The sequence below is a fragment of the Streptomyces sp. NPDC007088 genome, assembly GCF_042869355.1.
In the GTDB taxonomy this organism is placed as follows: Bacteria; Actinomycetota; Actinomycetes; order Streptomycetales; family Streptomycetaceae; genus Streptomyces.
The window spans coordinates 365,571-386,940 of record NZ_JBIAFO010000004.1; the positions used below are offsets into that span (position 1 = coordinate 365,571).

Consider the following 21,370-nt stretch of genomic DNA (forward strand, 5'->3'; position numbering starts at 1 on the left):
GGGGGCACGGGCTGGGCTTCCCACCGCGCGTACGACGCTCTTGGCGCGCGCACGACCACTGTGGCCCGCCGCCCGGGGACGGTGTGCTCGGTACCGGTTCCGGCAGCGCCCCGCTCGCGGCCGGACGCCGGTCGAAGAGCACCTGTACGGCGACTTTTATTTTACGGGTGAAACACTTGTTAAGCTTATCGGCATGAGCCGACCCCGCCCCCTGCCCGCAGCCCATCGCCCCAGAAGACTCCCCCTGGCCGGGGCGCTGCGGCTCGGCAAGCTCAACGACACGTGGTTCAAGCCGGCTTCGGGACTCGCCTCGGCCGCGGTCGTCCCGCTGGTCACCCTGCTCGCCCTCGGACGGCTCGATCTCGCCGCCTACACGATGGCCGGCTCCATGTGCGCCCTGTACGGGCACAACCTGCCGTACGCCGCCCGGTCCCGGGCCGTGCTGTGGGTGATCCTCGGCATGACCGGTTCGGTGACCGCCGCCATGGTGACCTCCGCGCTCACCGACTCCGTACCGGTGCTCATCGCGGTCGCCGCCGTCCTGGCCGCCCTCCAGAAGACGGTGTGCGAGGCCGGCGGGATCGGCCCGCCGGGGCCGGTCATCTTCGCTTTCATCAGCTCCGCGACCCTCTTCGTACCGCAGACCCTCGCCGGCGTCCCCGGCCATCTCGCGCTCACCCTCGGGGCGGCCGCCCTCGCCTGGTGCGTGACGATGGCGCCGGGCCTGGTGCGGCCGAACGGTCCCGAGCGCCGTGCCACGGCGCGCGCCCTGGAGGCGGCGGCCGCCGCCGTCGCCGAGACCCGGCCCGGCTCCGCCCAGGACCGGGCCAGGGCGGCGGCCGCCGCGGCGGTGCACGCCGCGTGGCAGACGCTGTACGCCGCCCGGCACCGCACACCCCAGCGCCGCGCCCTGGAGAGGCTCGTCGTCCGCGCGGAGGTCGCGCTCGCCGCCCCCGGTGACAGTGACCCCCAGACCCTGCGAGAGATCGCCTCGGGGGTGCGCGGCACCCGGCCGCTGCCGCGTCCCGACGGGCTCGACGACGCGGCTCTCGCCGAACTCGCCGGCATCGACATCGAGCGGGCGCGCACCCCGCGCTCGCGGCACCCGGTGATCCGCGCCTTCGCGCCCGGGTCACCGCTGCTGCCCGTGGCCCTGCGCGCCCTGACCGGCTCGGCCCTCGCCGGATACGCCGCGCACGCCCTCGGCAGCGACCGCCCGTACTGGGCGATCGTCACCGCCGTCTCGCTCTACCAGTCCAATCTGACGCTGAGCTGGAACCGGGCCGTGCAGCGGGTCTTCGGCAACCTCGTCGGCGTCGGGGTCTTCGCCGTGCTCTCCCCACTGCCGCGCGCGGCGTCCGTATGGCTCGTCGTCCTCGTCCTCGCCCTCAGCTTCGGGGCCGAGGCGTTCATGCCGCGCAACTACTGGCTGGGCAGCTGCTGCGTCACCCCCATAGCGCTGCTGATCAGCGAGTTCTCCCAGCTCCACGGGGCCGGGGAGCTGATCGGCGACCGGGTGCTCGACACCGTGCTCGGTGCGGCCGTCGGCATCCTCGCGGCCTTCGCGGTCACCAACCGCCGCGCCGGAGCGCACCTGGAACGCGCGCTCGCCACCGCCGACCGGGCCCGCGCCGAGGCATCGGCGCTGCTCGACAGTCCCGAGGCCGCCTCCACCGCGCTGGAGGCGGCCCGCCGCCGGCTCGGCGGCGCGCTCGTGGAACTGCGGGCCGCCGCCGACGCGGCCGCCGGCGAGTGGTGGCAGCGGGCCCTGCCCGAGCAGCAGGTACTCGACGTCGAACAGGCCGGACACCGTACGCTCGCTGCGACAGTGGAACGGCAGGGCCTCACAGCCGTACGCGCGCCGGAGCGGCGGCCCGCCGAGGACGACGTGGACCGGGAGGACGCAGCCGTATGACGACAACCGAGGGACCCGGCCCCGGGGGAGGGCCCGACCGGTCGCCGCACGACACCGTGGCGACCGTGATGCGCCAGTGGCGGGCCGTGCACCCCGGAATCGACACCGGCCCCATGGAGATCATCGGCCGCATCAACCGGTGTGCCGCCCTCCTGCAGCAGGCCGAGGACGCGCCACTGCGCCGGGCCGGGCTCCACCGCACCGAGTTCGACCTGCTGGGGGCCCTGCGCAGGACCGGTGACGAACTGACCCCGGGGGAGCTGGCCCGCGAGACCTTCTCCTCCGGCGCCGCCGTCACCAAACGGCTGCGCCGGCTCCAGGAGAGCGGACTGGTCGAGCGCCGGGCGGACACCCGCGACCGCCGCGTCAGCCGGGTGACCCTGACCCCGCGAGGCCGCTCCCTCGTGGACGGCCTGCTGCCGGAGCAACTCGCCTACGAGTCGGTCGTGCTCTCCGGACTCGTCGGCGAGGACCGTGACCGGCTCACCGCCGTCCTCGGAGAGTTGCTGGGTCAGTTGGAGGGCCGCCTCGGCGGGCCCAGGCCCTGAGCCGGCGCGAGAGCGGCCAGGGCTGCGCGAATAACCCGGGGCGAACGGCCGTGGTGCCGGGGCCGCGCCGAGCGCTGTGCCGCACCTGACGGACGCGGGACCGCGGAACGCCGCCGGGCCCGCCGACAAGGTCCCTGAGCGCCGGGGGCACCGCCCGACCGCTACGATCCGGGCGGTCGGAACACCCGCGCCCGAGCGGTCCGGCCCTTTTACCCGCCCCGGCCCCGGCCGGCCGATCCCCACGGAGAGCCATGCCCCCCGCAGCAGCCGGCAGCGGCGCCGAGAGCCCCGGGGAGGAACCCGCCGCCGTGCCGAGCACCGTGGACACCCTCCCCTCGCTCGGCGGCGCGCGGCGCCCCGCCCTGTGGCTCCTGTTCGTCCCCGTCGTGCTCTACGTCCTCGCCCCGCTCGTCGCCAACCGCGTCGAACCCCGCGTCCTGGGCGTCCCTCTCCTGTGGGCCTGGGTCATCGGCGCGACGATCGCGAGCCCCCTCGTGATCTGGCTCGTCGCCCGGCTCGACCCCGCCCACCGCCTGAACGCCGTCGAACCCCTGCCCGCCGACGACCGCGCCCCCGCCTCGTCAGTACGTACTGAGGGAGAAGCGCGGTGAACAGCTCCGCGGTCGTCGCCACGACCGTCTTCGGCCTCGCCATGGTGGCCACCCTCGCGATCGGTCTGCGCAGTTCCCGGGGCCGCTCCAAGGGGCTCGCCGAGTGGTCGGTCTCCAGCCGGGGCCTGGGTGCCCTGTTCATCTGGCTGCTCATGGCGGGGGAGACCTACACGAGCTTCTCGTTCCTCGGCACGGCCGGCTGGTCGTACTCGATGGGCTCCCCGATCCTCTACCTCGTCGCCTACCTCACGGTGGGCTTCACCGTCGCGTACGTCGTCGGCCCCTCGCTGTGGACGTACGCGAGCCGCCACCAGCTCATCTCCATCGCGGACATCGCCGAGTTCCGCTTCCGTTCCCGGCCCGTCGGCGTCCTCGTCGCGCTCGTCGCGACCGTCTTCCTCGTGCCCTACATCCAGGTGCAGATCCAGGGGATGGGGCTGGTCGTCAACGCCATGACGTACGGCGGGGTCGACCTGAGACTCGCGGCGATCGTCTCCTTCGTCGTCGCGGAGGTCTTCATCCTGGTGTCGGGGCTGCGCGGCTCCGCCTGGGTGAGCGCGCTCAAGGACGTCCTCGTCATCGCGAGCGTCGTCTTCCTCGCCTTCTACATCCCGGCGCACTTCATGGGCGGGGTGGGCGACTTCCTCGACCGCATGGTGACCGAGCGGCCCCAGTGGCTGACCTTCCCCGGCCACGAGTCCGGCGGCATGAACGCCACTTGGTTCATCAGCACGGTCGTCCTCAACGCCGTGACCATCACCATCTTCCCGACGACCGTGGCCGGGTACCTGAGCGCCAGGCACCCGAACGCCCTGCGCCGCAACGCGGTCCTGCTGCCGTGGTACCAGCTGCTGCTGTTCATCCCGATGACGATCGGCGGCGTCGCGCTGTTCGCCCTGCCGCACCTCGACAACCCCGACCTGGCGCTCTACAGCCTGGTCACCGATTCCCTGCCGGCCGGTGCCGTCGCCGTCATCGGGGTCGCGGGTGCGCTGTCCGCGATCGTGCCCATGAGCGTCTTCATGCTGTCCATCGGCACGCTGTGGGGCCGCACCGTGCTCGGCGGCGGCAACGGCTCCGACCCCCGCCACCCGCTGCGCGCCACCACCCCGCAGGAGGCCGAGCGCACCGACGTGCGCGCCAAGCGCTGGTCCCAGCTCGTGTGCCTGGCGGCGGGTACGGTCGCCCTGCTCGGCGCCCTGTTCTACGCCGGCACGCTGGTCGAGCTGTCCGTCCTGTCCTACGAGGGGATCGCGCAGCTCGTCCCCACCGTGCTGCTCGCCCTGTTCTGGCCCCGCATGACCAAGGCCGGAGCCGTCAGCGGCATGCTCGTCGGCCTCGCGGTCATGACCGCCCTGTGGGCGAGCGACAACGACCCGTGGCACGGCGTCAACGGCGGCATCCTCGCCTTCGCCGCCAACCTCCTCGTGACGGCCGCCGTGACCTTCGCGCGGCCCGCCGCCGCGGTCCCGGTGGCAAAGGCCGCGGGGAAGGGGGCCTGACGCCGGGGCGCGCTCGTACCCGCCGCTCGTACGTGCCCGCTACCGCTTGTACATGACAAGGATGCGGGCCGCGCCGGACTTCCGGCGCGGCCCGCGGCGGCGTCCCGGAGCTTTCCCGGAGCGCGTGAGCGCTCTGTGGACCGGGATCAGCCGGGTCATTCGAGATCGGACTGCCCGGGGTCGGGACGGGCCGGGCGTTCGCCGCGCGCCGGGGGACCGCCCGCCTCGGAGGCCGTCGCGGGCTCGGGCCCGCCACCGGCCCCCCTGCCCTCGGTCGCGGGCACCGGAGAGGAGTCGCCCGGGGTGGCCGTGCCCGGCAGACCGTGGGTCGCGAAGTGCGCGAGGACCGCGATGACCGCACCCGCCAGCGGAGCCACCAGGAACAGCCACACCTGGCTCATCGCGTTGTTGTCCGCGAACACCGCGGGGCCCAGGGCTCGGGCCGGGTTCACCGAGGTGCCGGTCAGCGGGATGCCCAGCAGGTGGATCAGCGCGAGGCTCAGACCGATCGCGATGCCCGCCGGCCCCTTGGCGCCCTTGCCGTGCGTCGTGCACAGCACCACGAAGACGAGCAGCGCGGTCAGGATCGTCTCGGCGAGGAAGGCACCGCCACCGGTGATCTGCACGAGGGAGTTGGCCCCGTACCCGTCCGTACCGAAGGAGCCGCGCCCGGCAGCCTTGAAGATCGGCACCGAGTTCGCGAGCCACGCCAGCAGCGCGGCCCCGGCCAGACCGCCGGCCAGCTGGACGATCCAGTAGCAGACCGCCGTGACCGGTGAGATACGCCGGGCCAGGGCCATGCCCAGGGTGACGGCGGGGTTGACGTGGCAACCCGAGATCGGGCCGATCGCGTAGACCAGCGCGAGCAGGACGAAACCGAAGGCCAGGGCGATGCCGAGGACCCCCACGAAGGGTTTGGCGAAGATCGCCACTCCCACCGCGAAGAACACCAGCGCCAGCGTCCCGATGAACTCCGCCACCAGGGCGTGCGGATCTACGTCCAGGGCCCGGTGCGCCGGCGAGGAGGGAGCGTCCCGCGGGACCGAGGTGGTTGTGCTGCTCATGACATCCCCTTCGGAGGAGAGTGACAGCCAGGTGCGACGAGGTGCGCGGAAGCCGCTCCAGCCCCCGCGCCGCGCCCGTCATCTTTGATGACTTTTAGACGGTATCGCCCCATTGGAGTGATGTCGCGTTGAGTGACATGCGCCCCAGGACCCCCTCGCTCTCCCGCCACCGCCCCACCGCGCGGACGCGAGCGTGACTACCCTGGACGCGCCCGCCGCCCCGTCCCGAAAGGCCGCATGATGACCACCGGTTCGCTCCCCCTCTCCGCCGAGCTCCGCTTCCGTCCCGCCGTCCCGGGCGACGTGAAGGCGCTGGTGGACCTGATCCAGTCGGCCTACCGGGGCACGGACGGCCATGCCGGCTGGACCACCGAGGCCGATCTCCTCAAGGGACAGCGCACCGACGAGAAGGGCGTCCTGGAGGTCATGGAGGTCCCCGGTACGGTCCTGCTGGCCGCCGAGCGCGAGGGGGAACTGGTCGCCTGCTGCCAGCTCGCGCACCGGGACGGGCACGCCTACTTCGGGATGTTCGCCGTGCGGCCCACGCTCCAGGGCGCCGGCCTCGGCAAGCTCGTGCTCGCGGAGGCCGAACGCCAGGCGCGCGCGTGGGGCGTGGGCGAGATGCGGATGACCGTCATCAGCGTCCGCGAGGAGCTGATCGCCTACTACGAGCGCCGGGGCTTTCGCCGCACCGGGGAGCTGACGCCCTTCCCGTACGGTGACGAGCGCTTCGGCCTGCCGCAGCGCGCCGACCTCGCCTTCGAACTGCTCGTCAAGCCGCTGGACTGAGCCGAGGCGGCGCCCCCGGTGCGGACGTCCCCGCGCCGCAGCCGCACCGCGGTTCCGGCGTCGCGCCGTGCGAAGACGCCTACGCCTCGCTGCCCCGGGCGCGCCGCACCTCGCGCAGGATCTCCGGGTAGTCCGTCGTCACCCCGTCGAGCCCGAGAGCACGGGCGAGCGCGAGCTTCTCGCGCGTGTTCACCGTCCACGCGGTCACCCGCAGCCCCGCCTTCCGGGCCAGCTCGACGGTCTCCAGGGTGATCCGCCGGATGTTGAGGACCAGGCCCATCGCGCCGACGGCGGTCGCCCGCTCCACCACGTCGGCGCCGAAGTGGCTCGCGACGAGACACGTGCGCACCCCGGGGACGAGGCGCGCGGTCTCGGCCAGCGCCTCGTCGTGGAAGGAGATGACCTCGACCCGCTCGACGAGCCCGCGGCGGTTGAGCACCTCGGCCAGCGACCGGGCGGCCGCGACGTCCTTGATCTCGGCCTGTAGCGGGCCGGTGATCGTGTCGAGGGCCTCCTCGAAGACGGGGACGCGCTCGCCCTGGCCGGCGTCCAGGGCGCGCAGCTCGGCGAGCGTGAGGGCCGCGATCGCCCCGCTTCCGTCGGTCGTGCGGTCCACTTCCGCGTCATGCATGACGACCAGGGCGCCGTCCTTGCTCAGATGCAGGTCCAGCTCGACTAGATCCAGCCCCTCCTGCTCGGCGCGTGCGAAGGAGCGGAGGGTGTTCTCCGGCTCCACGCCCATCACGCCCCGGTGACCGATGGTGAGGAACTGCTCCACGGCTGACTCGCTTCCGTCCGGCTGCTGTGCGTACGCGACGCGACCCTAGCCCGGCCCCTCCCCGCGCCGCCGCCCTGGGCGGGGCGCGAGCACGGCGGTCCGCGGTGCCTACCGTCCGTTCCGTGCCGGAAAGTAGGCGATCACGGCGGGAGCGCAGGAAAAAAGACGGCCCACGGGCCGGTCGGCAGGACATTTTGCTGATCGGCCCTTGTCTAGGAAAAGCGCCTCCGCCTAGGCTGGCGGTACGCGAGTTCTTTCTGTGGAGGCTGAGATATGACGGACATTCTTGAGCGACCGGCCGCGGAGGGCTCCTTTCCTCCCGCCTCCGGCCTCACGCGCCACCCGGCCTGGGCCCGGCTCAAGGGTGCCGTCGAGGAGATACGCCCCTGGCAGTCCAAGGACGGCTCGATCGACTTCACGGCCGAGGGCGCCCCCTCCCGCGAGCAGGCCTCGGAGGCCGTGGAGCGCATGGCGACCGCGGTGAAGGCGCTCTCCCCGCTCGTCGCGCACGACGCCGCCTACCACGAGGCTCTCGTCGGCGACCTGCGCCGCTGGGTCGAGGACGGGTTCGGCGTCCCCGACTTCCTCGACTCGCTGCTCGCCTTCCAGCCCGCCGCGCGTCGCGAGGACGGCCTCGAACACCTCGTCGTCTTCCCGATGTACACGCAGAACGGCAACCCGGACCGCAACTTCGAGGCCGTCGCCCTGCGCATGGTGTGGCCCGGCTGGCTGGCCGAACTGGAGCGCACCCGCTACGACAACCCGCTGTTCTGCGGCATCACGTTCGAGGACTTCACCGCGGGCTACGACACCCACTCGGCGGTTCTCTTCCCCGAGACCATCGCGGTGCGCGAGGCCCCCGAGCGCTTCAGCTGGGGCGGCATCTTCTGCGACCGCGAGGCCGCCCGCTTCCGCCGGGTCAGCGAGGCCGCCGTCGACGTCCTCGGCATCGAGCTGCCCGAGGACGTGCGCGCCCTCCTCGGCGACCAGGGCCGCTGCCAGGAGGCGTTCGTGCTGTGGGACATGGTCCACGACCGCACCCACAGCCACGGCGACCTGCCCTTCGACCCGTTCATGATCAAGCAGCGCCAGCCGTTCTGGATGTACGGCCTGGAGGAGCTGCGCTGCGACCTCACCGCCTTCAGGGAGGCCGTGAGGCTGGAGGCCGACGGGGTCGCTCAGGCCCGTGACGTGCAGTACGCCGTGCTCTTCGACCGCATGTTCCGCTTCCCGGTGACCGGCGAGCGGGTGCGCAACTACGACGGCCTCGGCGGTCAGCTCCTCTTCGCCTACCTGCACCAGCACGACGTGGTGCGCTGGACCGACAACACCCTGCGGATCGACTGGGAGCGGGCCCCGCAGATCACCAACCAGCTGTGCGACGAGATCGAGACGCTCTACCGCGAGGGCATCGACCGCCCCAAGCTCGTGCACTGGTTCGCCGGCTACGAGCTGGTCTCCCGCTACCTCGCCCCGCACCCGGGATCACGCTGGGCCAAGGGCCCGGACGCCCTGGACCTGTCCCTGCCGCCCCGCAAACTCGTCGACGAGGTGCTTCCCGACGAGTTTCCGCTCAGCATGTTCTACGAGGCGCTTTCCAAGAAGCTCAAGAGTGTGATCGCCTCCACCCGGGGCATCACCGCCCGCACCACGGAAAGCGCGTCGGCGTGAGCCACTTCGGCCCGGAGGTGACCGGTATGGACAACAACGAGATCGGCGACAGCGTGGGAACCCTGGACGGAGCCGTCATCGCCGTCGCGGGCGCGGGGGGCCCGGCCGGGCACGCCGCCCTGCTGCGTCTCGCCCAGGCGGGCGCGACCGTCATCGGAGCCGACGCGGACCCCGAGCGGCTGGCGGAAGGAGTCGACGCGGCGCGTTACGCACACGGTGGAGCCACCGTCATCGGCGACACCGTCGACCTGCTCGACGGCCCGGCCACCACCCGCTGGGCGGAGGGCATCGAGAAGGAGTTCGGCCACATCGACGGTCTGGTGCACCTCGTCGGTGGCTGGCGCGGCAGCGCCTCCTTCGACGCCACCGACCTCATGGACTGGGACTTCCTCGAAAAGCTGCTGATCAGGACCGTCCAGCACACCTCCCTGGCCTTCCACGAGGCGCTGCGCCGCAGTGACCGGGGCCGCTACGTCCTCATCAGCGCCGCCGGGGCCAGCCGGCCCACCTCGGGCAACGCCTGCTACTCGGCGGCCAAGGCCGCCGCGGAGGCGTGGACTCTCGCGCTCGCCGACTCCTTCCGCAAGGCGGGGGGCGAGGCCGGACCGAGCGCGGCGGCTACGATCCTCGTCGTGAAGGCGCTGGTGAACGACGCGATGCGCGCCGAACGTCCCAGCGCGAAGTTCGCGGGCTACACCGACGTCAGGGAGCTGGCCGACACCGTCGCCGGAATCTGGGCGCAGCCCGCCGCGGAAGTGAACGGAAACCGCCTGTGGCTGACCAAGAAGCCGTGACCGTGGTGGCGACGGCCGCCCGCCGCCACCACGATCCCGAGATACGTGGCTTCGCCAGTGACAACTACGCGGGCGCGCACCCGGAGGTCCTGGCCGCCCTCGCCCTCGCCAACGGCGGCCATCAGGTCGCCTACGGCGGGGACGCCTACACCGGGCATCTGCAGGAGCTGATCCGCGAACACTTCGGCCCGCGCGCCGAGGCGTTCCCGGTCTTCAACGGCACCGGGGCCAACGTGGTCTCGCTCCAGGCGCTCACCGACCGCTGGGGCGCCGTGATCTGCGCCGAGTCCGCGCACATCAACGTGGACGAGGGCGGCGCGCCCGAACGCGTGGCCTCGCTCAAACTCCTCACCGTCCCCACCCCGGACGGCAAGCTCACGCCCGAGCTGATCGACCGGCAGGCGTTCGGCTGGGAGGACGAGCACCGCGCGATGCCGCAGGCCGTCTCGATCACCCAGTCCACCGAACTGGGCACGCTCTACACCCCGGACGAGATCCGGGCGATCTGCGAGCACGCGCACGAACGCGGAATGAAGGTCCACCTCGACGGCTCCCGTATCGCCAACGCGGCGGCGGCCCTCGACCTGCCCGTGCGGGCGTTCACCACCGACGCCGGGGTCGACATCCTGTCGTTCGGCGGCACCAAGAACGGCATGGTCTTCGGTGAGGCCGTGGTCGTGCTCGCCCCCGAGAGGGTGCGGCACATGAAGCACCTGCGCAAGCTGTCCATGCAGCTCGCCTCGAAGATGCGCTTCGTGTCCGTGCAACTCGAAGCGCTCCTCGCCGACGGGCTGTGGCTGCGTTCGGCCCGGCACTCCAACGCGATGGCCCAGCGCCTCGCGCGGGCGGTGGGTGCCGTCGAGGGGGTCGAGATCATCTACCCGGTGCAGGCCAACGGAGTCTTCGCACGCCTGCCGCACGACGTGAGCGAACGTCTCCAGAAGCGCTACCGCTTCTACTTCTGGGACGAACCGGCCGGCGAGGTGCGCTGGATGTGCTCCTTCGACACCACCGAGGAGGACGTCGACGGTTTCGTCGCCGCCCTCCAGGAGGAACTGGCGCGCTGAGACCGCGGCCTCCTGGCCGGCTCCGCGTCACCGCCGAGCCGGCCAGGAGGCCGCGCCGGTCAGCCGGCCTCGGCCTGCTTGACCTCGGCCGGGGTGGGTGCCGTGCCGCCCAGGTGCGCCGGCATCCACCACAGGTCGTCGGGCCCCTTGGGACGTACCGGGTAGGCGCGCTGGGCGGCCTCCAGAAGCTCCTGCACCCGCTCCCGCAGCCGCCGGGTGATGGCGCCCGCGTACTGGTCGGCCGGGGCCTGCACCCGCTCCCCGACCCGGACGGTGACGGGGATGTGACTGCGCCTGAAGTTGCGCGGCCGGCCCTTGGTCCACAGCCGCTGCGTGCCCCACACGGCCATCGGCACGATCGGCACCCCGGCCTCCTGGGCCATGCGCACCGCGCCGGTCTTGAAGGTCTTCAGTGTGAACGAGGGCGAGATGGTGGCTTCCGGGAAGACCCCGACGATCTCGCCCGAGCGCAGCGACTCCAGGGCGTGGGCGTACGCCTTCTCGCCCTGGTCGCGGTCGACGGGGATGTGCTTCATCCCCCGCATCAGCGGGCCGGAGACCTTGTTCTGGAAGACGGACTCCTTCGCCATGAAGCGCACGAGACGCTTCTGGGGGAGAGCGGCGAGCCCGTCGAAGATGAAGTCCAGGTAGCTGATGTGGTTGCTGACGACGACGGCGCCGCCGGTCCGTGGGATGTTCTCCGAACCCTTGCAGTCGATCTTGAGATCGAGCGCCGCGAACATCGTGCGCATGAGGCCGATGACCGGACGGTAGACGAGTTCTGCCATGGGTGGGGAGGACCCTTCGTCTCTGCCGACACCTGGGGGAGGAGGTGTCCGGCGATAAGTTACGCAGCCGTAGGTTTTGCGGCGTTGCGCAGATGGTGCCTGAAGAACGAAGCGGTGACCAGCCCTGGTGCCCGTACGACACGAGATCCTCGTCACGTCCGAACCGCCTGACCTCCCCTTCTGTCGCTCGCGGCTCCTAAACCCCTCCTCCGGCTGGTTTGCGCGGACGGCTTGGTGAAAGGGGGTGGCCCGCGGGCCCGGAAGAGGGAATGAGGCGCCGCGCAAGGACGCTGGATACTGACGGAGTACAGCGAGAAGGGACCGGAACGTGGCGCAGGAGTTGTCCTCGCAGGAATCGTCCCCGCGAGAGCGCGGACGCGCCGGGGGAGCGGAGCCCGCGGCGGCCGGCCCGTGGGGCGGTCCGCTGGGGGAGCGGGCCACCCTGGTCCAGTTCTCGACCGCCTTCTGTCAGCCCTGCCGCGCGACACGCCGGGTTCTCGCCGAAGTGGCCGCGCTGGTGCCGGGGGTCGCCCACGTGGAGGTGGACGCCGAGGAGCGCCTCGCGCTCGTCCGCGCCCTCGGGATCGAGCGCACCCCCACGGTCCTGGTCCTGGACTCCTCGGGCCGCGAGGTGCGGCGCGCCTCGGGAGCGCCCCGCAGGGCGCAGGTGCTGGCGGCGCTGGCCGAGGCGTTGTGAGCGCCGCCGTACGTCATCGGCGGGCGTAGGGAAGGTCACAGTTCAAAGCGCTTGCTCAGTGGGCACGCACTGGGTGTACTGGCGAGTAATATTTCGGTCGGAGCGCGGGGCGCCCCAGCCGGAATCCGCCTCTTCGGGCGCCTATGCTGCGGGCAAGACGCAGCGAAGAACTGACGATGCAGTAGGAGAGCCGGCGTGAGCTTGAGGATCGTTGTCTGTGTGAAGTATGTGCCGGATGCGACGGGGGACCGGCACTTCGCCGATGACCTGACGCTGGACCGTGACGACGTGGACGGTCTGCTGTCGGAGCTGGACGAGTACGCCGTCGAGCAGGCCCTGCAGATTGCCGACGAGGCCGACGACGCGGAGATCACGGTGCTGACCGTGGGCCCCGAGGACGCCAAGGACGCGCTGCGCAAGGCGCTCTCGATGGGTGCCGACAAGGGCATCCACGTCGAGGACGACGACCTGCACGGCACCGACGTCTTCGGCACCTCCCTCGTGCTCTCCAAGGCCATCGAGAAGGCCGGTTACGATCTGGTCGTGTGCGGCATGGCCTCCACCGACGGCACCATGGGTGTCCTGCCGGCGCTGCTGGCGGAGCGCCTCGGCGTGCCGCAGGTGACCCTGCTGTCCGAGGTGTCCGTCGAGGACGGCACCGTCAAGGGCCGCCGGGACGGCGACACGGCCAGCGAACAGCTGGAGGCGCGGCTCCCGGCCGTCGTGTCCGTCACGGACCAGTCGGGCGAGGCGCGTTACCCCTCCTTCAAGGGCATCATGGCGGCGAAGAAGAAGCCGGTGGAGTCCTGGGACCTGGAGGACCTGGAGATCGAGTCGGACGAGGTCGGCCTCGAAGGCTCCTGGACCAAGGTCGAGTCGGCCGACGAGCGCCCGGCGCGCACGGCGGGCACCATCGTCAAGGACGAGGGCGAGGGCGGCAAGCAGCTCGCCGAGTTCCTCGCGGGTCAGAAGTTCATCTGATCCGGGAGCCGGCCCGCCGGGACACCCCGCCCGGCCCCTCCCTGTTTCCTCCCTCACTTCTCGCACGCGCAGGAGAGCATTCCCATGGCTGAAGTACTTGTCTATGTCGACCACGTGGACGGCGGCGTCCGCAAGCCGACGCTGGAGCTGCTGACCCTGGCCCGCCGCATCGGTGAGCCGGTCGCGGTGGCGCTCGGACCCGGCGCCGGTGCCACGGCGGCCACCCTCGCCGAACACGGCGCGGTCAAGGTCCTCACCTCCGAGGCCGCCGAGTTCGGCGACTACCTCGTGGTCCCGAAGGTCGACGCCCTCCAGGCCGCCTACGACTCCGTGTCCCCCTCGGCGGTGCTCGTGCCGTCCTCGACCGAGGGCAAGGAGATCGCCGCCCGCCTGGCGCTGCGGATCGGCTCCGGCCTGATCACCGACGCGGTCGACCTGGAGGCCGGGGCCGACGGCCCGGTGGCCACCCAGTCGGTCTTCGCCGCCTCGTACACGACGAAGTCCAAGGTGTCCAAGGGCATCCCCGTCATCACCGTCAAGCCGAACTCGGCGCCCGTCGAGCCCGCCCCGGCGGCCGGCGCGGCCGAGGAGCTCCCGGTGTCCTTCTCCGACAAGGCGACCGGCACCAAGGTCACCTCGCGCACCCCCCGCGAGTCGACGGGCCGCCCCGAGCTGACCGAGGCCGCGATCGTGGTCTCCGGGGGCCGCGGCGTCAACGGCGCCGAGAACTTCTCGGTCATCGAGGCGCTCGCCGACTCGCTCGGCGCCGCCGTGGGCGCCTCCCGCGCCGCCGTGGACGCGGGCTGGTACCCGCACGCCAATCAGGTCGGCCAGACCGGCAAGTCGGTGTCCCCGCAGCTCTACATCGCCTCCGGCATCTCCGGCGCGATCCAGCACCGCGCCGGTATGCAGACCTCGAAGACGATCGTCGCGATCAACAAGGACGAGGAGGCGCCGATCTTCGAACTGGTCGACTACGGCGTCGTCGGCGACCTGTTCAACGTCGTCCCGCAGCTGACCGAAGAGGTCACCGCGCGCAAGGGCTGACCCGCCCCGCTCGTGCCCGAGGGGCGCCGGGCCCGGGTTCGCACGGCGGGAACGCCGCGCGAACCCGGGCCCGTTCGCGTGCCCGGAGGCCGTTGACTGCGTGCCTCGCCGCGGACTAGGTTCCCTCAACAGATTGTTGACGCTTGGCCGGAGGGAGCCCGATGGGCCGGCAGGACCAGGACGCAGTGCGCACGAGCCTCGACGAACGGACCGCCTGCCGGATCGCCGCCCTGCTCGCCGCGGTCGACGAGGAACTGCCGCGCCGTTACCCGGGCGATCCCGGCACCCGGCAGCCCGTGCACACGGTCTACGTCCCCGCCGACGGCTTCACCGCCGACACCGTGCGCGCCTGGGGCGATCAGGCCCTCGCCGCGCTCGACGCGCACGCCCCGGACGCCGCCACGCTCGCGGCCGTCCTCGATCTGCCCGCGGAACACGCCGCGCCCGTGTACGAGCGGGTGCGCGCCAAGCTCCTCGCCGAGCCCGTCGAAGACCTCCGTATCGACTTCGAGGACGGCTACGGGCTGCGGCCGGACGCCGAGGAGGACGCCGACGCCGCCCGCGCGGCCCGGCTCGTCGCCGCGGCCTGCGCCGCGCCCGACCCGGCCCGCACCCCGCCCACCCTCGGCATCCGGATGAAGTGCATGGAGGCGGCCGTACGCGAGCGCGGCATCCGTACTCTCGACATCTTCCTGACCGGTCTCGCGGAGGCTTCCGGCGGACTGCCCGACGCGCTCGTGCTGACCCTTCCCAAGGTGACGTACGCCGAGCAGGTCACCGCGATGGCCCGGCTGCTCGACCAGTTCGAGAAGACGCTCGGTCTCACCCCGGGCCACATCGGTTTCGAGATCCAGATCGAGACCTCCCAGTCCATCCTCGCGTCCGACGGCACCGCCACCGTCGCCCGCATGATCGAGGCCGCCGAGGGCCGGGCGAGGGCCCTGCACTACGGCACCTTCGACTACAGTGCCGCGCTCGGTGTCGGCGCGGCCCACCAGTCGCCCGACCACCCGGCGGCCGATCACGCCAAGGCCGTCATGCAACTCGCCGCCGCGGGCACGGGTGTGCGGCTCTCCGACGGCTCGACCAACGTCCTCCCGGTCGGCACCACCGACCGTGTCCACGCCGCCTGGCGGCTGCACCACGACCTCGTGCGGCGCTCGCTGATCCGCGCCTACTACCAGGGCTGGGACATGCATCCCGCGCACCTGCCGACGCGGTACGCGGCCGTCTACACCTTCTACCGCGAGGACTTCGTCCGCACAGCGGAACGCCTCGCCGCGTACGCCTCGCGCTCGTCCGGCGACGTCCTGGACGAACCGGCGACGGCCCGCGCCCTGAGCGGCCACCTCCTGCGGGGCCTCGACTGCGGAGCCCTCGACCCCGCGGAGGTCACCGCGTCCGCCGGTCTGGGCCGGGCCGAACTGGAGGGCTTCGCCGGCCGCGCGTAGCGGGAGGCGGTACCTGCTGGGGCGGCGAACGGCCGGCCGGGGGGCCACAGCGGAGTCCACCGGGCGCGGCCCCGGTCCGCGTCAAGGCGCCTGTACGGGATCGCCGCGGCGCTCACGGTTTTCCCGGAGCGGGGTGGCGGAGGCTCGGTCGACACCGCGTCCGCCGGGGAACAGGTCACATCGATCGCTCGTCCCGCGCGCGAAGCGGCGGGCCTCGTCGTCGCCTCGGCCGTCGAGCAGCGGACGGCGACGCGGGCGAGGTCACGCCATGTCGTCCTACGGCGCGCCCAGCGGCCGACGCGCCCCGGCGGAGGGGCGCGGGCGGCGGCGCCGGGCCTCAGACCGCCGGGCGGATCTCGCCCGAGCCACGGGCGATCAGCCGGGTGGGCAGCAGGAACTGCTCGGAGCGGTTCACCGTGCCGTCGAGGCGCTGGAACAGCCGCAGCGCCGCCGTACGCCCGAGCTGGGCCGCGTCCTGGGCCACGACCGTGACGCCGGGGCTCAGGAGATCGGCGAGTTCGAAGTCGTCGAAGCCCACGAGGGCCACCGGCCGCGGATGCTCGGTCAGGACGCGTACGACGGTGACGGTGACGCGGTTGTTGCCCGCGAAGATCGCCGTGACCGGCTCCGGACCGCTCAGCATGGTCAGCGCGGCCCGCGCCACACGGTCGGGATCGGTCACGCCCAGCGACACCCAGCCCTCCTGCGGGGTGATGCCCGCGTCCTCCAGAGCGGCGCGGTAGCCGCGCAGCCGCTCGGCCGCCGTGTGGATGCGCGGCATGTCACCGATGAAGCCGACCCGGCGGTGGCCGTGGGCCAGGAGATGGGCCACCCCCTCGCTCGCGCCGCCGAAGCTGTCGGACAGCACCACGTCCGCGTCGATGCCGCCCGCCGGCCGGTCCACGAACACCGTGGCCACACCGGCGGCGATCTCCGGCTGGAGGTAGCGGTGGTCGTCCCCGGCGGGGATCACCACCAGGCCGTCCACCCGCCGCGCGCACAGCGCGAGCGCGAGTTCCCGCTCCCGCTCGGGGTCCTCGGCGCTGGAGCCGTTGATCAGCAGCGCCCCGTGCGCGCGGGCCACCTCCTCCACCGCGCGGCTGAGCGGACCGTAGAACGGGTCGGCCAGATCCTCCAGGACCAGGCCGATACTGGCCGTGCGCCCCTTGCGCAGAACGCGGGCGCTGTCGTTGCGCCGGAAGCCCAGGGCGTCGATGGCCTCCTGTACCCGGCGTTCGGTGTCGGGGGTCACCCCCGGCTCTCCGTTGACCACGCGGGAGACGGTCTTCAGGCCGACCCCTGCCCGCGCTGCCACGTCCTTCATCGTCGGTCGGTTCCCGTAGCGGTTCACGGGGCGGCGGGCGGTCTTTGCCACGAGTGCGGTCCTGTCCTGTTGTCATCAGGGGCGTGGCGTCGAGCATAGAACCTAGACAACGTTGTCAGCGCCGGGAGATACTGGACGTTGAGTTGTCTCCACTGCTTTCACCAGGAAGATTCGGACACGCATGCACACGGACCTCGTCGCCGCGCTCGACATCGGCGGCACCAAGATCGCTGGAGCACTGGTCGACGACCGGGGCGGGATTCTTGTGCGGGCCCAGCGGCCCACGCGGGCGAAGGAGGACGGCGAGACCGTGATGGGGGCCGTGGCCTCCGTCCTGGAGGAGCTGGCCGAGGACGCGCGCTGGCCGGGCGTACGGGCCCTGGGCATCGGCAGCGCGGGGCCCGTGGACGCCCTCAACGGCACGGTCAGCCCGGTGAACGTCCCCGGCTGGCGCGGGTTCCCGCTCGTGGAACGGGTCGGCAAGATCATCGGCGGTCTGCCCGTCAGTCTCGTCGGCGACGGGGTGGCGATCGCCGCCGCCGAGCACTGGCAGGGGGCGGCGCGCGGGCACGACAACGCGCTGTGCATGGTCGTGTCGACCGGGGTGGGTGGCGGGCTGGTGCTCGGCGGAGCGGTGCGCCCGGGGCCCACGGGTAACTCCGGTCACATCGGTCACATCAGCGTGGACCTCGACGGCGATCCCTGCCCCTGCGGCGGGCGGGGCTGCGTCGAACGCATCGCGAGCGGGCCCAACATCGCCCGCAGGGCGCTGGACAACGGCTGGCGCCCCGGCCCGGACGGTGACGCCACGGCGGCCGGGGTCGCGGCCGCCGCGCGGGCCGGGGACCCGGTGGCGCGCGCCTCCTTCGCGCGGGCCGCCCAGGCCCTCGCTGCCTCGATCGCCGCCACGGCCACCCTCGTCGAGATCGACATCGCGGTGATCGGTGGCGGCGTGGCGAACTCCGGCGACCTGCTGTTCACACCGCTGCGTGAGGCGCTGAAGGAGTACGCGACGCTGTCCTTCGTGCAGGGGCTGACCGTGGTGCCCGCGCAGATGGGCAACGACGCCGGTCTCGTCGGCGCGGCGGCCGGGGCGCTGCGAGAGCTGACCGGTGGTCCGGGGCCGACCGGCTGACCACGACCGACTAGTTGACCGGGGCGACGGGCACGGGCGGGCCGGCGGCCGCGCGAACGGCTTACCGCGTCCCCGGGGCGGAGCCGGAGGGTGCCGCGGCGGATGAGCGGGCAGACCGACGACGGGGTGTGGCCGGGGCGCCGGTCGTACGGGTGGCCGGCCGGGTGGTGCGGCTGGTTCGCCGTGAGGGGTCGGGCGTCTGAGGTCGCTGTCGGCGGGCGGCGGGGAGCGGCGCCGTTCCTTCCGGCAGTCCGCCGCCGCTCAGGCGGCGGAAGCTTCTCGACGAGCCGCCGTGCCAGTACCGCGCCCTCAAGAGCGTCCGGAGCGACCCTCATCCGCACCAAGGCCGGCGAGTCCGGCATCCCGGCCGCCGGGACCGTCCGCCCCGGGGCCAGGTCCGGACCACAGCGGCCGTCCTGACTGCCCCGGACCGGTGGTTCCAGCCGATCTCCCCGAATGCGACCCCCTCGGCGCTCCCGTCGTACGGCCGTTCCCGCACCGCGGCCACGGCCGCACGCGCCCCGTCGACCGTCGGCGTCCCCCGCGTAGGCGTCCAGCCGCGATCCGACACCCGTCCCGAAGCCGCGACCGGACAACCGACCCCGTGTACTTCCGCAGCGGGCCGACTGCTGCGTCACTTCGCGCGGCAGTCCTGGCCGGTGAGACAGCACCGTCGATGCGCTCGTCGACCTGCCTTGGTGGGGGCGCCGTGTCCGTACCGGCCACGGCGGCCGCGGGGAAGAAGCCGCGTCCGGGCGGAGCGACATGCGGCCGTCAGCGCTGGCGCGGCACCACCGTCTCGCCATCCCGGTGTTCGGCGAGCACAGCGAGATCCACGGGCGCCTCGACACCGAGTTCGGCGTGGACCCGCTGGTAGATGCCCTGTTCCAGGAGCGGGGCCTGGATCTGCTGCCACGGGGTCGGCCCGACCAGGGGCGTGATGTGCTTGATACGACTCACCAGCCAGTCGCAGCGCATCGACCAGTACCCGTTGGCGGCGCCGTGACGGGCGTCGTCGAGGTCCCGCCACAGGTGGGCGAGTTCTTCCCGCAGAGCTGCGCTCAGGTGGCCGGTCCCGGCACCGGTCGGGCCGGAGGGGGCGTAAGGCATGGTGCGTCCTCGCGTAGGAGTGGATCTGTCCGCGAGGACAGCCTGCCGTGCTGATGTACCGGCGCGGGCGATATCGCCGAAACGTCCGCCCTCCGTGGAGTGCTTCCGGTACGGTCCGGCGACGGTGCGCCGGTCCGCGCGCCCTCGCGCCGCGTTTGGGGGCGGGCTCTCCCGCGCCCACCCGGCCGCGCCGCCCCCTAGTCGGGGGCAGCGCCCGGCCGTGCCGCCCTCGTCTCAGCCAGTCCCGGCCGTGCCACTTCGCTGCGACCTGGCCACCACGAGGTAGTCGTCCGAGGCCAGGTCCATCACGACCTCCGCCGCGAGCCCCGCGTTGCGCTTGCGGGCCGCGAACTCCTCGGCGGGCCAGCTGCCACGCGGCCCGCCCGCGGGGAACCGTTCCAGAATCTGATGTGCGCTCATGAGGTCCACACCTCCACCATCGGGGCACCCCGCCCCGTTCACCGTGAACGACCCGTGATTCCAAGGCCGTTTTCTCCGTCTGCCCCGCAATGCGCGGGACAGACGCCCCCGGCACGGCTTGTTCCCGGGCCGTTCGCCGGGCCGTCGCGCCGCGGGGACGGCCGGCCCACGGGCCGGTCGGCCGCCCGGGGTTTCCCCGACGGTCTGTTCCGGGCAAGCCACAGGGGGCCACGAAGAGAGGGGGACCCGTGATCGTCTGGATCAACGGAGCGTCCGCGACGGCGGCGCGCGCGGTCGCGCGGGACTTGGTCGACCTGCTCCCGAACAGTACGCTCCTCGATCCCGAGACCGTCACGGGGAGGCTTCCGGAGCTGCTGCCGCACAAGCGACTCGCCGAGGCCGGGGATCTGCGGGAACTGCCCATCTGGCGGCGGCTGGTGATCGACACCGCGGCCGCCCTGACCGCCGAGGTGGGCGGCGATCTCGTCGTCCCGCTGCCGCTGCTGCGACAGGACGTCAGGGACACGCTCTTCGGCGGGCTCGCCTCCCGGCGCATCGCCGTGTGCCATGTGCGCGTCGAGTTCGAGGAAACGATCCTGCGCTCCTGGCTGAAGGCAGGTGAGGAGGACGGGCCGCACCCGGCCGCGGCCTCCGTCCCCGGCGCTCCGCCCGGCAGCACCGGGCCCGCGCCCGGCGAACGGCCCGAGGAGGAGCCAGGCCCCGAACTGGCCGCCTACCGCGCCGCCGTCGGGGAGTGGCTGGGACGGGACGCCCATCCCGTACCGGCCGACCCGACGGGTCCACGCCGCACCGCAGAGGCGGTCGCCCGCGCGGTGTCTAGCGGGGAGGCCGGGGCCTGCGACATCGTCCAGACACCCGAGCCCTCCGCCGAAACCCTGGCGGCGGGCGTCCTGCTCTTCGACGACCAGGACCGCGTCCTGCTGGTCGACCCGACGTACAAACCCGGCTGGGAGTTCCCCGGGGGTGTCGTCGAGCACGGTGAGGCGCCCTCGCTGGCCGGAGTGCGCGAGGTCGCCGAGGAGACCGGCATACGGCTCACCGGGACACCCCGGCTGCTCGTCGTCGACTGGGAGCCGCCCCTCCCTCCGGGCTACGGCGGGATGCGGCTGCTCTTCGACGGCGGCCGGCTCGACACCCCGCAGGCCGAGGGCGTCCTGCTGCCGGGGCCGGAACTGCGGGACTGCCGTTTCGCGACCGAGGCGGAGGCGGCGACGATGCTGCCCCCGGTGCGGTACGCACGGCTGCACTGGGCCCTGCGCGCCCGCGAGCGAGGCTCCGCCCTGTACCTCGAACGGGGGGTTCCGGTAGGCGTCAGACTTCCGTGACCTGGGTGGTCCCCCTCGCGTCGCCCCCCGGCTCGGGACGCTCCTACGCTGCCCGCATGCCGACAGTACTGGGCACGGGCTCCCCGGAGCCGGCAAGACGACGCTCGCCCAGGCCCTGGCCACGCGCTTGCGGACCCCCTGTTCAGCAAGGACGCCGTCAAGGAGACCCTCGCGGACACCCTCAGCCCGCTCCGGCCGGGGGCTGCGAGGACCGGGAATGGAGCAGGACGCTCGGCACCGCGGCCGCCGAGACGCTCTGGACGCTCCTCGCGGCCGTGGCCGACGGCGCCGTCCTGGAGAGCCCGTGGCTCGCGCACACCCGGTCCTTCGTA

The 21,370-nt window shown here is 72.7% G+C and carries 20 protein-coding genes; 14 read left to right on the top strand and 6 right to left on the bottom strand.

Annotation, left to right across the window (positions count from 1 at the left end; all coding sequences use genetic code 11):
- Positions 1–193: 193 nt before the first annotated feature.
- The 4 genes from ACFYMP_RS09400 to ACFYMP_RS09415 all read left to right on the top strand — a co-directional run bounded on the left by ACFYMP_RS09400 (position 194) and on the right by ACFYMP_RS09415 (position 4,576).
- Positions 194–1,915 (top strand): FUSC family protein, encoded by a 1,722-nt coding sequence (locus ACFYMP_RS09400; RefSeq protein WP_388853136.1) that lies wholly within the window; start codon positions 194–196, stop codon positions 1,913–1,915.
- A complete protein-coding gene (locus ACFYMP_RS09405) occupies positions 1,912–2,463 on the top strand; it encodes a MarR family winged helix-turn-helix transcriptional regulator (protein WP_388853139.1) in 552 nt (183 codons plus the stop codon). The genes ACFYMP_RS09400 and ACFYMP_RS09405 overlap by 4 nt, the downstream gene beginning before the upstream one ends.
- Positions 2,464–2,714: 251 nt before the next feature.
- The gene (locus ACFYMP_RS09410) at positions 2,715–3,074 is read left to right on the top strand and encodes a DUF3311 domain-containing protein (protein ID WP_388853142.1); all 360 of its coding nucleotides are present in this window, start codon (positions 2,715–2,717) and stop codon (positions 3,072–3,074) included.
- Positions 3,071–4,576 (top strand): sodium:solute symporter, encoded by a 1,506-nt coding sequence (locus ACFYMP_RS09415; protein WP_388853146.1) that lies wholly within the window; start codon positions 3,071–3,073, stop codon positions 4,574–4,576. Before ACFYMP_RS09410 ends, ACFYMP_RS09415 begins: the two co-directional genes overlap by 4 nt.
- A 155-nt stretch (positions 4,577–4,731) precedes the next feature.
- Here ACFYMP_RS09415 and ACFYMP_RS09420 read toward each other — a convergent pair whose 3' ends face one another.
- Positions 4,732–5,640, bottom strand: a complete 909-nt coding sequence (locus ACFYMP_RS09420; protein ID WP_388853149.1) for an aquaporin — start codon at positions 5,638–5,640, stop codon at positions 4,732–4,734.
- A 240-nt stretch (positions 5,641–5,880) separates the two neighbouring features.
- Between ACFYMP_RS09420 and ACFYMP_RS09425 the strand changes: the two genes are divergently transcribed.
- Positions 5,881–6,429, top strand: a complete 549-nt coding sequence (locus tag ACFYMP_RS09425) for a GNAT family N-acetyltransferase (protein WP_388853302.1) — start codon at positions 5,881–5,883, stop codon at positions 6,427–6,429.
- A gap of 79 nt (positions 6,430–6,508) precedes the next feature.
- Here the strand turns inward: ACFYMP_RS09425 and ACFYMP_RS09430 are convergent, their stop codons facing one another.
- A complete protein-coding gene (locus ACFYMP_RS09430) occupies positions 6,509–7,171 on the bottom strand; it encodes a glycerophosphodiester phosphodiesterase (protein WP_388853305.1) in 663 nt (220 codons plus the stop codon).
- A gap of 309 nt (positions 7,172–7,480) precedes the next feature.
- Here ACFYMP_RS09430 and ACFYMP_RS09435 point away from each other — a divergent pair, with 309 nt between their 5' ends.
- The 3 genes from ACFYMP_RS09435 to ACFYMP_RS09445 are packed head-to-tail and all read left to right on the top strand — an operon-like array spanning position 7,481 to position 10,739.
- Positions 7,481–8,878 (top strand): DUF6421 family protein, encoded by a 1,398-nt coding sequence (locus ACFYMP_RS09435; RefSeq protein ID WP_388853152.1) that lies wholly within the window; start codon positions 7,481–7,483, stop codon positions 8,876–8,878.
- A 26-nt stretch (positions 8,879–8,904) separates the two neighbouring features.
- Entirely contained in the window at positions 8,905–9,672 is a 768-nt protein-coding gene (locus tag ACFYMP_RS09440) for an SDR family NAD(P)-dependent oxidoreductase (protein WP_388853308.1), read from the top strand.
- A gap of 5 nt (positions 9,673–9,677) precedes the next feature.
- On the top strand, positions 9,678–10,739 hold the full coding sequence (locus ACFYMP_RS09445; RefSeq protein ID WP_388853311.1) for a threonine aldolase family protein: 1,062 nt from the start codon (positions 9,678–9,680) through the stop codon (positions 10,737–10,739).
- Positions 10,740–10,798: 59 nt separating this feature from the next.
- Here ACFYMP_RS09445 and ACFYMP_RS09450 read toward each other — a convergent pair whose 3' ends face one another.
- Entirely contained in the window at positions 10,799–11,527 is a 729-nt protein-coding gene (locus ACFYMP_RS09450) for a lysophospholipid acyltransferase family protein (RefSeq protein ID WP_388853155.1), read from the bottom strand.
- A 328-nt stretch (positions 11,528–11,855) separates the two neighbouring features.
- Between ACFYMP_RS09450 and ACFYMP_RS09455 the strand changes: the two genes are divergently transcribed.
- The 4 genes from ACFYMP_RS09455 to ACFYMP_RS09470 all read left to right on the top strand — a co-directional run bounded on the left by ACFYMP_RS09455 (position 11,856) and on the right by ACFYMP_RS09470 (position 15,703).
- Positions 11,856–12,224 (top strand): thioredoxin family protein, encoded by a 369-nt coding sequence (locus tag ACFYMP_RS09455; protein WP_388853158.1) that lies wholly within the window; start codon positions 11,856–11,858, stop codon positions 12,222–12,224.
- Positions 12,225–12,419: 195 nt separating this feature from the next.
- A complete protein-coding gene (locus tag ACFYMP_RS09460; protein ID WP_363147706.1) occupies positions 12,420–13,205 on the top strand; it encodes an electron transfer flavoprotein subunit beta/FixA family protein in 786 nt (261 codons plus the stop codon).
- Between the two features lie 84 nt (positions 13,206–13,289).
- Positions 13,290–14,252 (top strand): electron transfer flavoprotein subunit alpha/FixB family protein, encoded by a 963-nt coding sequence (locus ACFYMP_RS09465; RefSeq protein ID WP_388853162.1) that lies wholly within the window; start codon positions 13,290–13,292, stop codon positions 14,250–14,252.
- Between the two features lie 161 nt (positions 14,253–14,413).
- Entirely contained in the window at positions 14,414–15,703 is a 1,290-nt protein-coding gene (locus ACFYMP_RS09470) for a DUF6986 family protein (RefSeq protein ID WP_388853165.1), read from the top strand.
- 337 nt (positions 15,704–16,040) lie between these two features.
- On the opposite strand, the gene ACFYMP_RS09475 is transcribed toward ACFYMP_RS09470, so the two are convergent.
- Positions 16,041–17,078, bottom strand: a complete 1,038-nt coding sequence (locus ACFYMP_RS09475) for a LacI family DNA-binding transcriptional regulator (protein WP_388853168.1) — start codon at positions 17,076–17,078, stop codon at positions 16,041–16,043.
- A 130-nt stretch (positions 17,079–17,208) separates the two neighbouring features.
- Between ACFYMP_RS09475 and ACFYMP_RS09480 the strand changes: the two genes are divergently transcribed.
- Positions 17,209–18,162, top strand: coding sequence for an ROK family protein (locus ACFYMP_RS09480; protein ID WP_388853172.1), 954 nt, complete (start codon positions 17,209–17,211; stop codon positions 18,160–18,162).
- Between the two features lie 774 nt (positions 18,163–18,936).
- On the opposite strand, the gene ACFYMP_RS09485 is transcribed toward ACFYMP_RS09480, so the two are convergent.
- Positions 18,937–19,272 (bottom strand): hypothetical protein, encoded by a 336-nt coding sequence (locus tag ACFYMP_RS09485; protein ID WP_388853175.1) that lies wholly within the window; start codon positions 19,270–19,272, stop codon positions 18,937–18,939.
- 234 nt (positions 19,273–19,506) lie between these two features.
- A complete protein-coding gene (locus tag ACFYMP_RS09490) occupies positions 19,507–19,692 on the bottom strand; it encodes a hypothetical protein (RefSeq protein WP_388853178.1) in 186 nt (61 codons plus the stop codon).
- A gap of 248 nt (positions 19,693–19,940) precedes the next feature.
- On the opposite strand from ACFYMP_RS09490, the gene ACFYMP_RS09495 reads away from it, so the two are divergent.
- The gene (locus ACFYMP_RS09495) at positions 19,941–21,038 is read left to right on the top strand and encodes an NUDIX domain-containing protein (protein WP_388853181.1); all 1,098 of its coding nucleotides are present in this window, start codon (positions 19,941–19,943) and stop codon (positions 21,036–21,038) included.
- Positions 21,039–21,370 lie beyond the last annotated feature (332 nt).

Excerpts from the sequence above, each read along its gene's own strand:
- ACFYMP_RS09490 (WP_388853178.1), bottom strand. The coding sequence starts at position 19,692 with ATGAGCGCACATCAGATTCTGGAACGGTTCCCCGCGGGCGGGCCGCGT.
- ACFYMP_RS09440 (WP_388853308.1), top strand. The coding sequence starts at position 8,905 with ATGGACAACAACGAGATCGGCGACAGCGTGGGAACCCTGGACGGAGCC.
- ACFYMP_RS09480 (WP_388853172.1), top strand. The coding sequence starts at position 17,209 with ATGCACACGGACCTCGTCGCCGCGCTCGACATCGGCGGCACCAAGATC.
- ACFYMP_RS09465 (WP_388853162.1), top strand. The coding sequence starts at position 13,290 with ATGGCTGAAGTACTTGTCTATGTCGACCACGTGGACGGCGGCGTCCGC.
- ACFYMP_RS09410 (WP_388853142.1), top strand. The coding sequence starts at position 2,715 with ATGCCCCCCGCAGCAGCCGGCAGCGGCGCCGAGAGCCCCGGGGAGGAA.
- ACFYMP_RS09485 (WP_388853175.1), bottom strand. The coding sequence starts at position 19,272 with ATGCCTTACGCCCCCTCCGGCCCGACCGGTGCCGGGACCGGCCACCTG.
- ACFYMP_RS09450 (WP_388853155.1), bottom strand. The coding sequence starts at position 11,527 with ATGGCAGAACTCGTCTACCGTCCGGTCATCGGCCTCATGCGCACGATG.
- ACFYMP_RS09400 (WP_388853136.1), top strand. The coding sequence starts at position 194 with ATGAGCCGACCCCGCCCCCTGCCCGCAGCCCATCGCCCCAGAAGACTC.
- ACFYMP_RS09470 (WP_388853165.1), top strand. The coding sequence starts at position 14,414 with ATGGGCCGGCAGGACCAGGACGCAGTGCGCACGAGCCTCGACGAACGG.
- ACFYMP_RS09435 (WP_388853152.1), top strand. The coding sequence starts at position 7,481 with ATGACGGACATTCTTGAGCGACCGGCCGCGGAGGGCTCCTTTCCTCCC.
- ACFYMP_RS09420 (WP_388853149.1), bottom strand. The coding sequence starts at position 5,640 with ATGAGCAGCACAACCACCTCGGTCCCGCGGGACGCTCCCTCCTCGCCG.
- ACFYMP_RS09425 (WP_388853302.1), top strand. The coding sequence starts at position 5,881 with ATGACCACCGGTTCGCTCCCCCTCTCCGCCGAGCTCCGCTTCCGTCCC.
- ACFYMP_RS09405 (WP_388853139.1), top strand. The coding sequence starts at position 1,912 with ATGACGACAACCGAGGGACCCGGCCCCGGGGGAGGGCCCGACCGGTCG.
- ACFYMP_RS09430 (WP_388853305.1), bottom strand. The coding sequence starts at position 7,171 with ATGGGCGTGGAGCCGGAGAACACCCTCCGCTCCTTCGCACGCGCCGAG.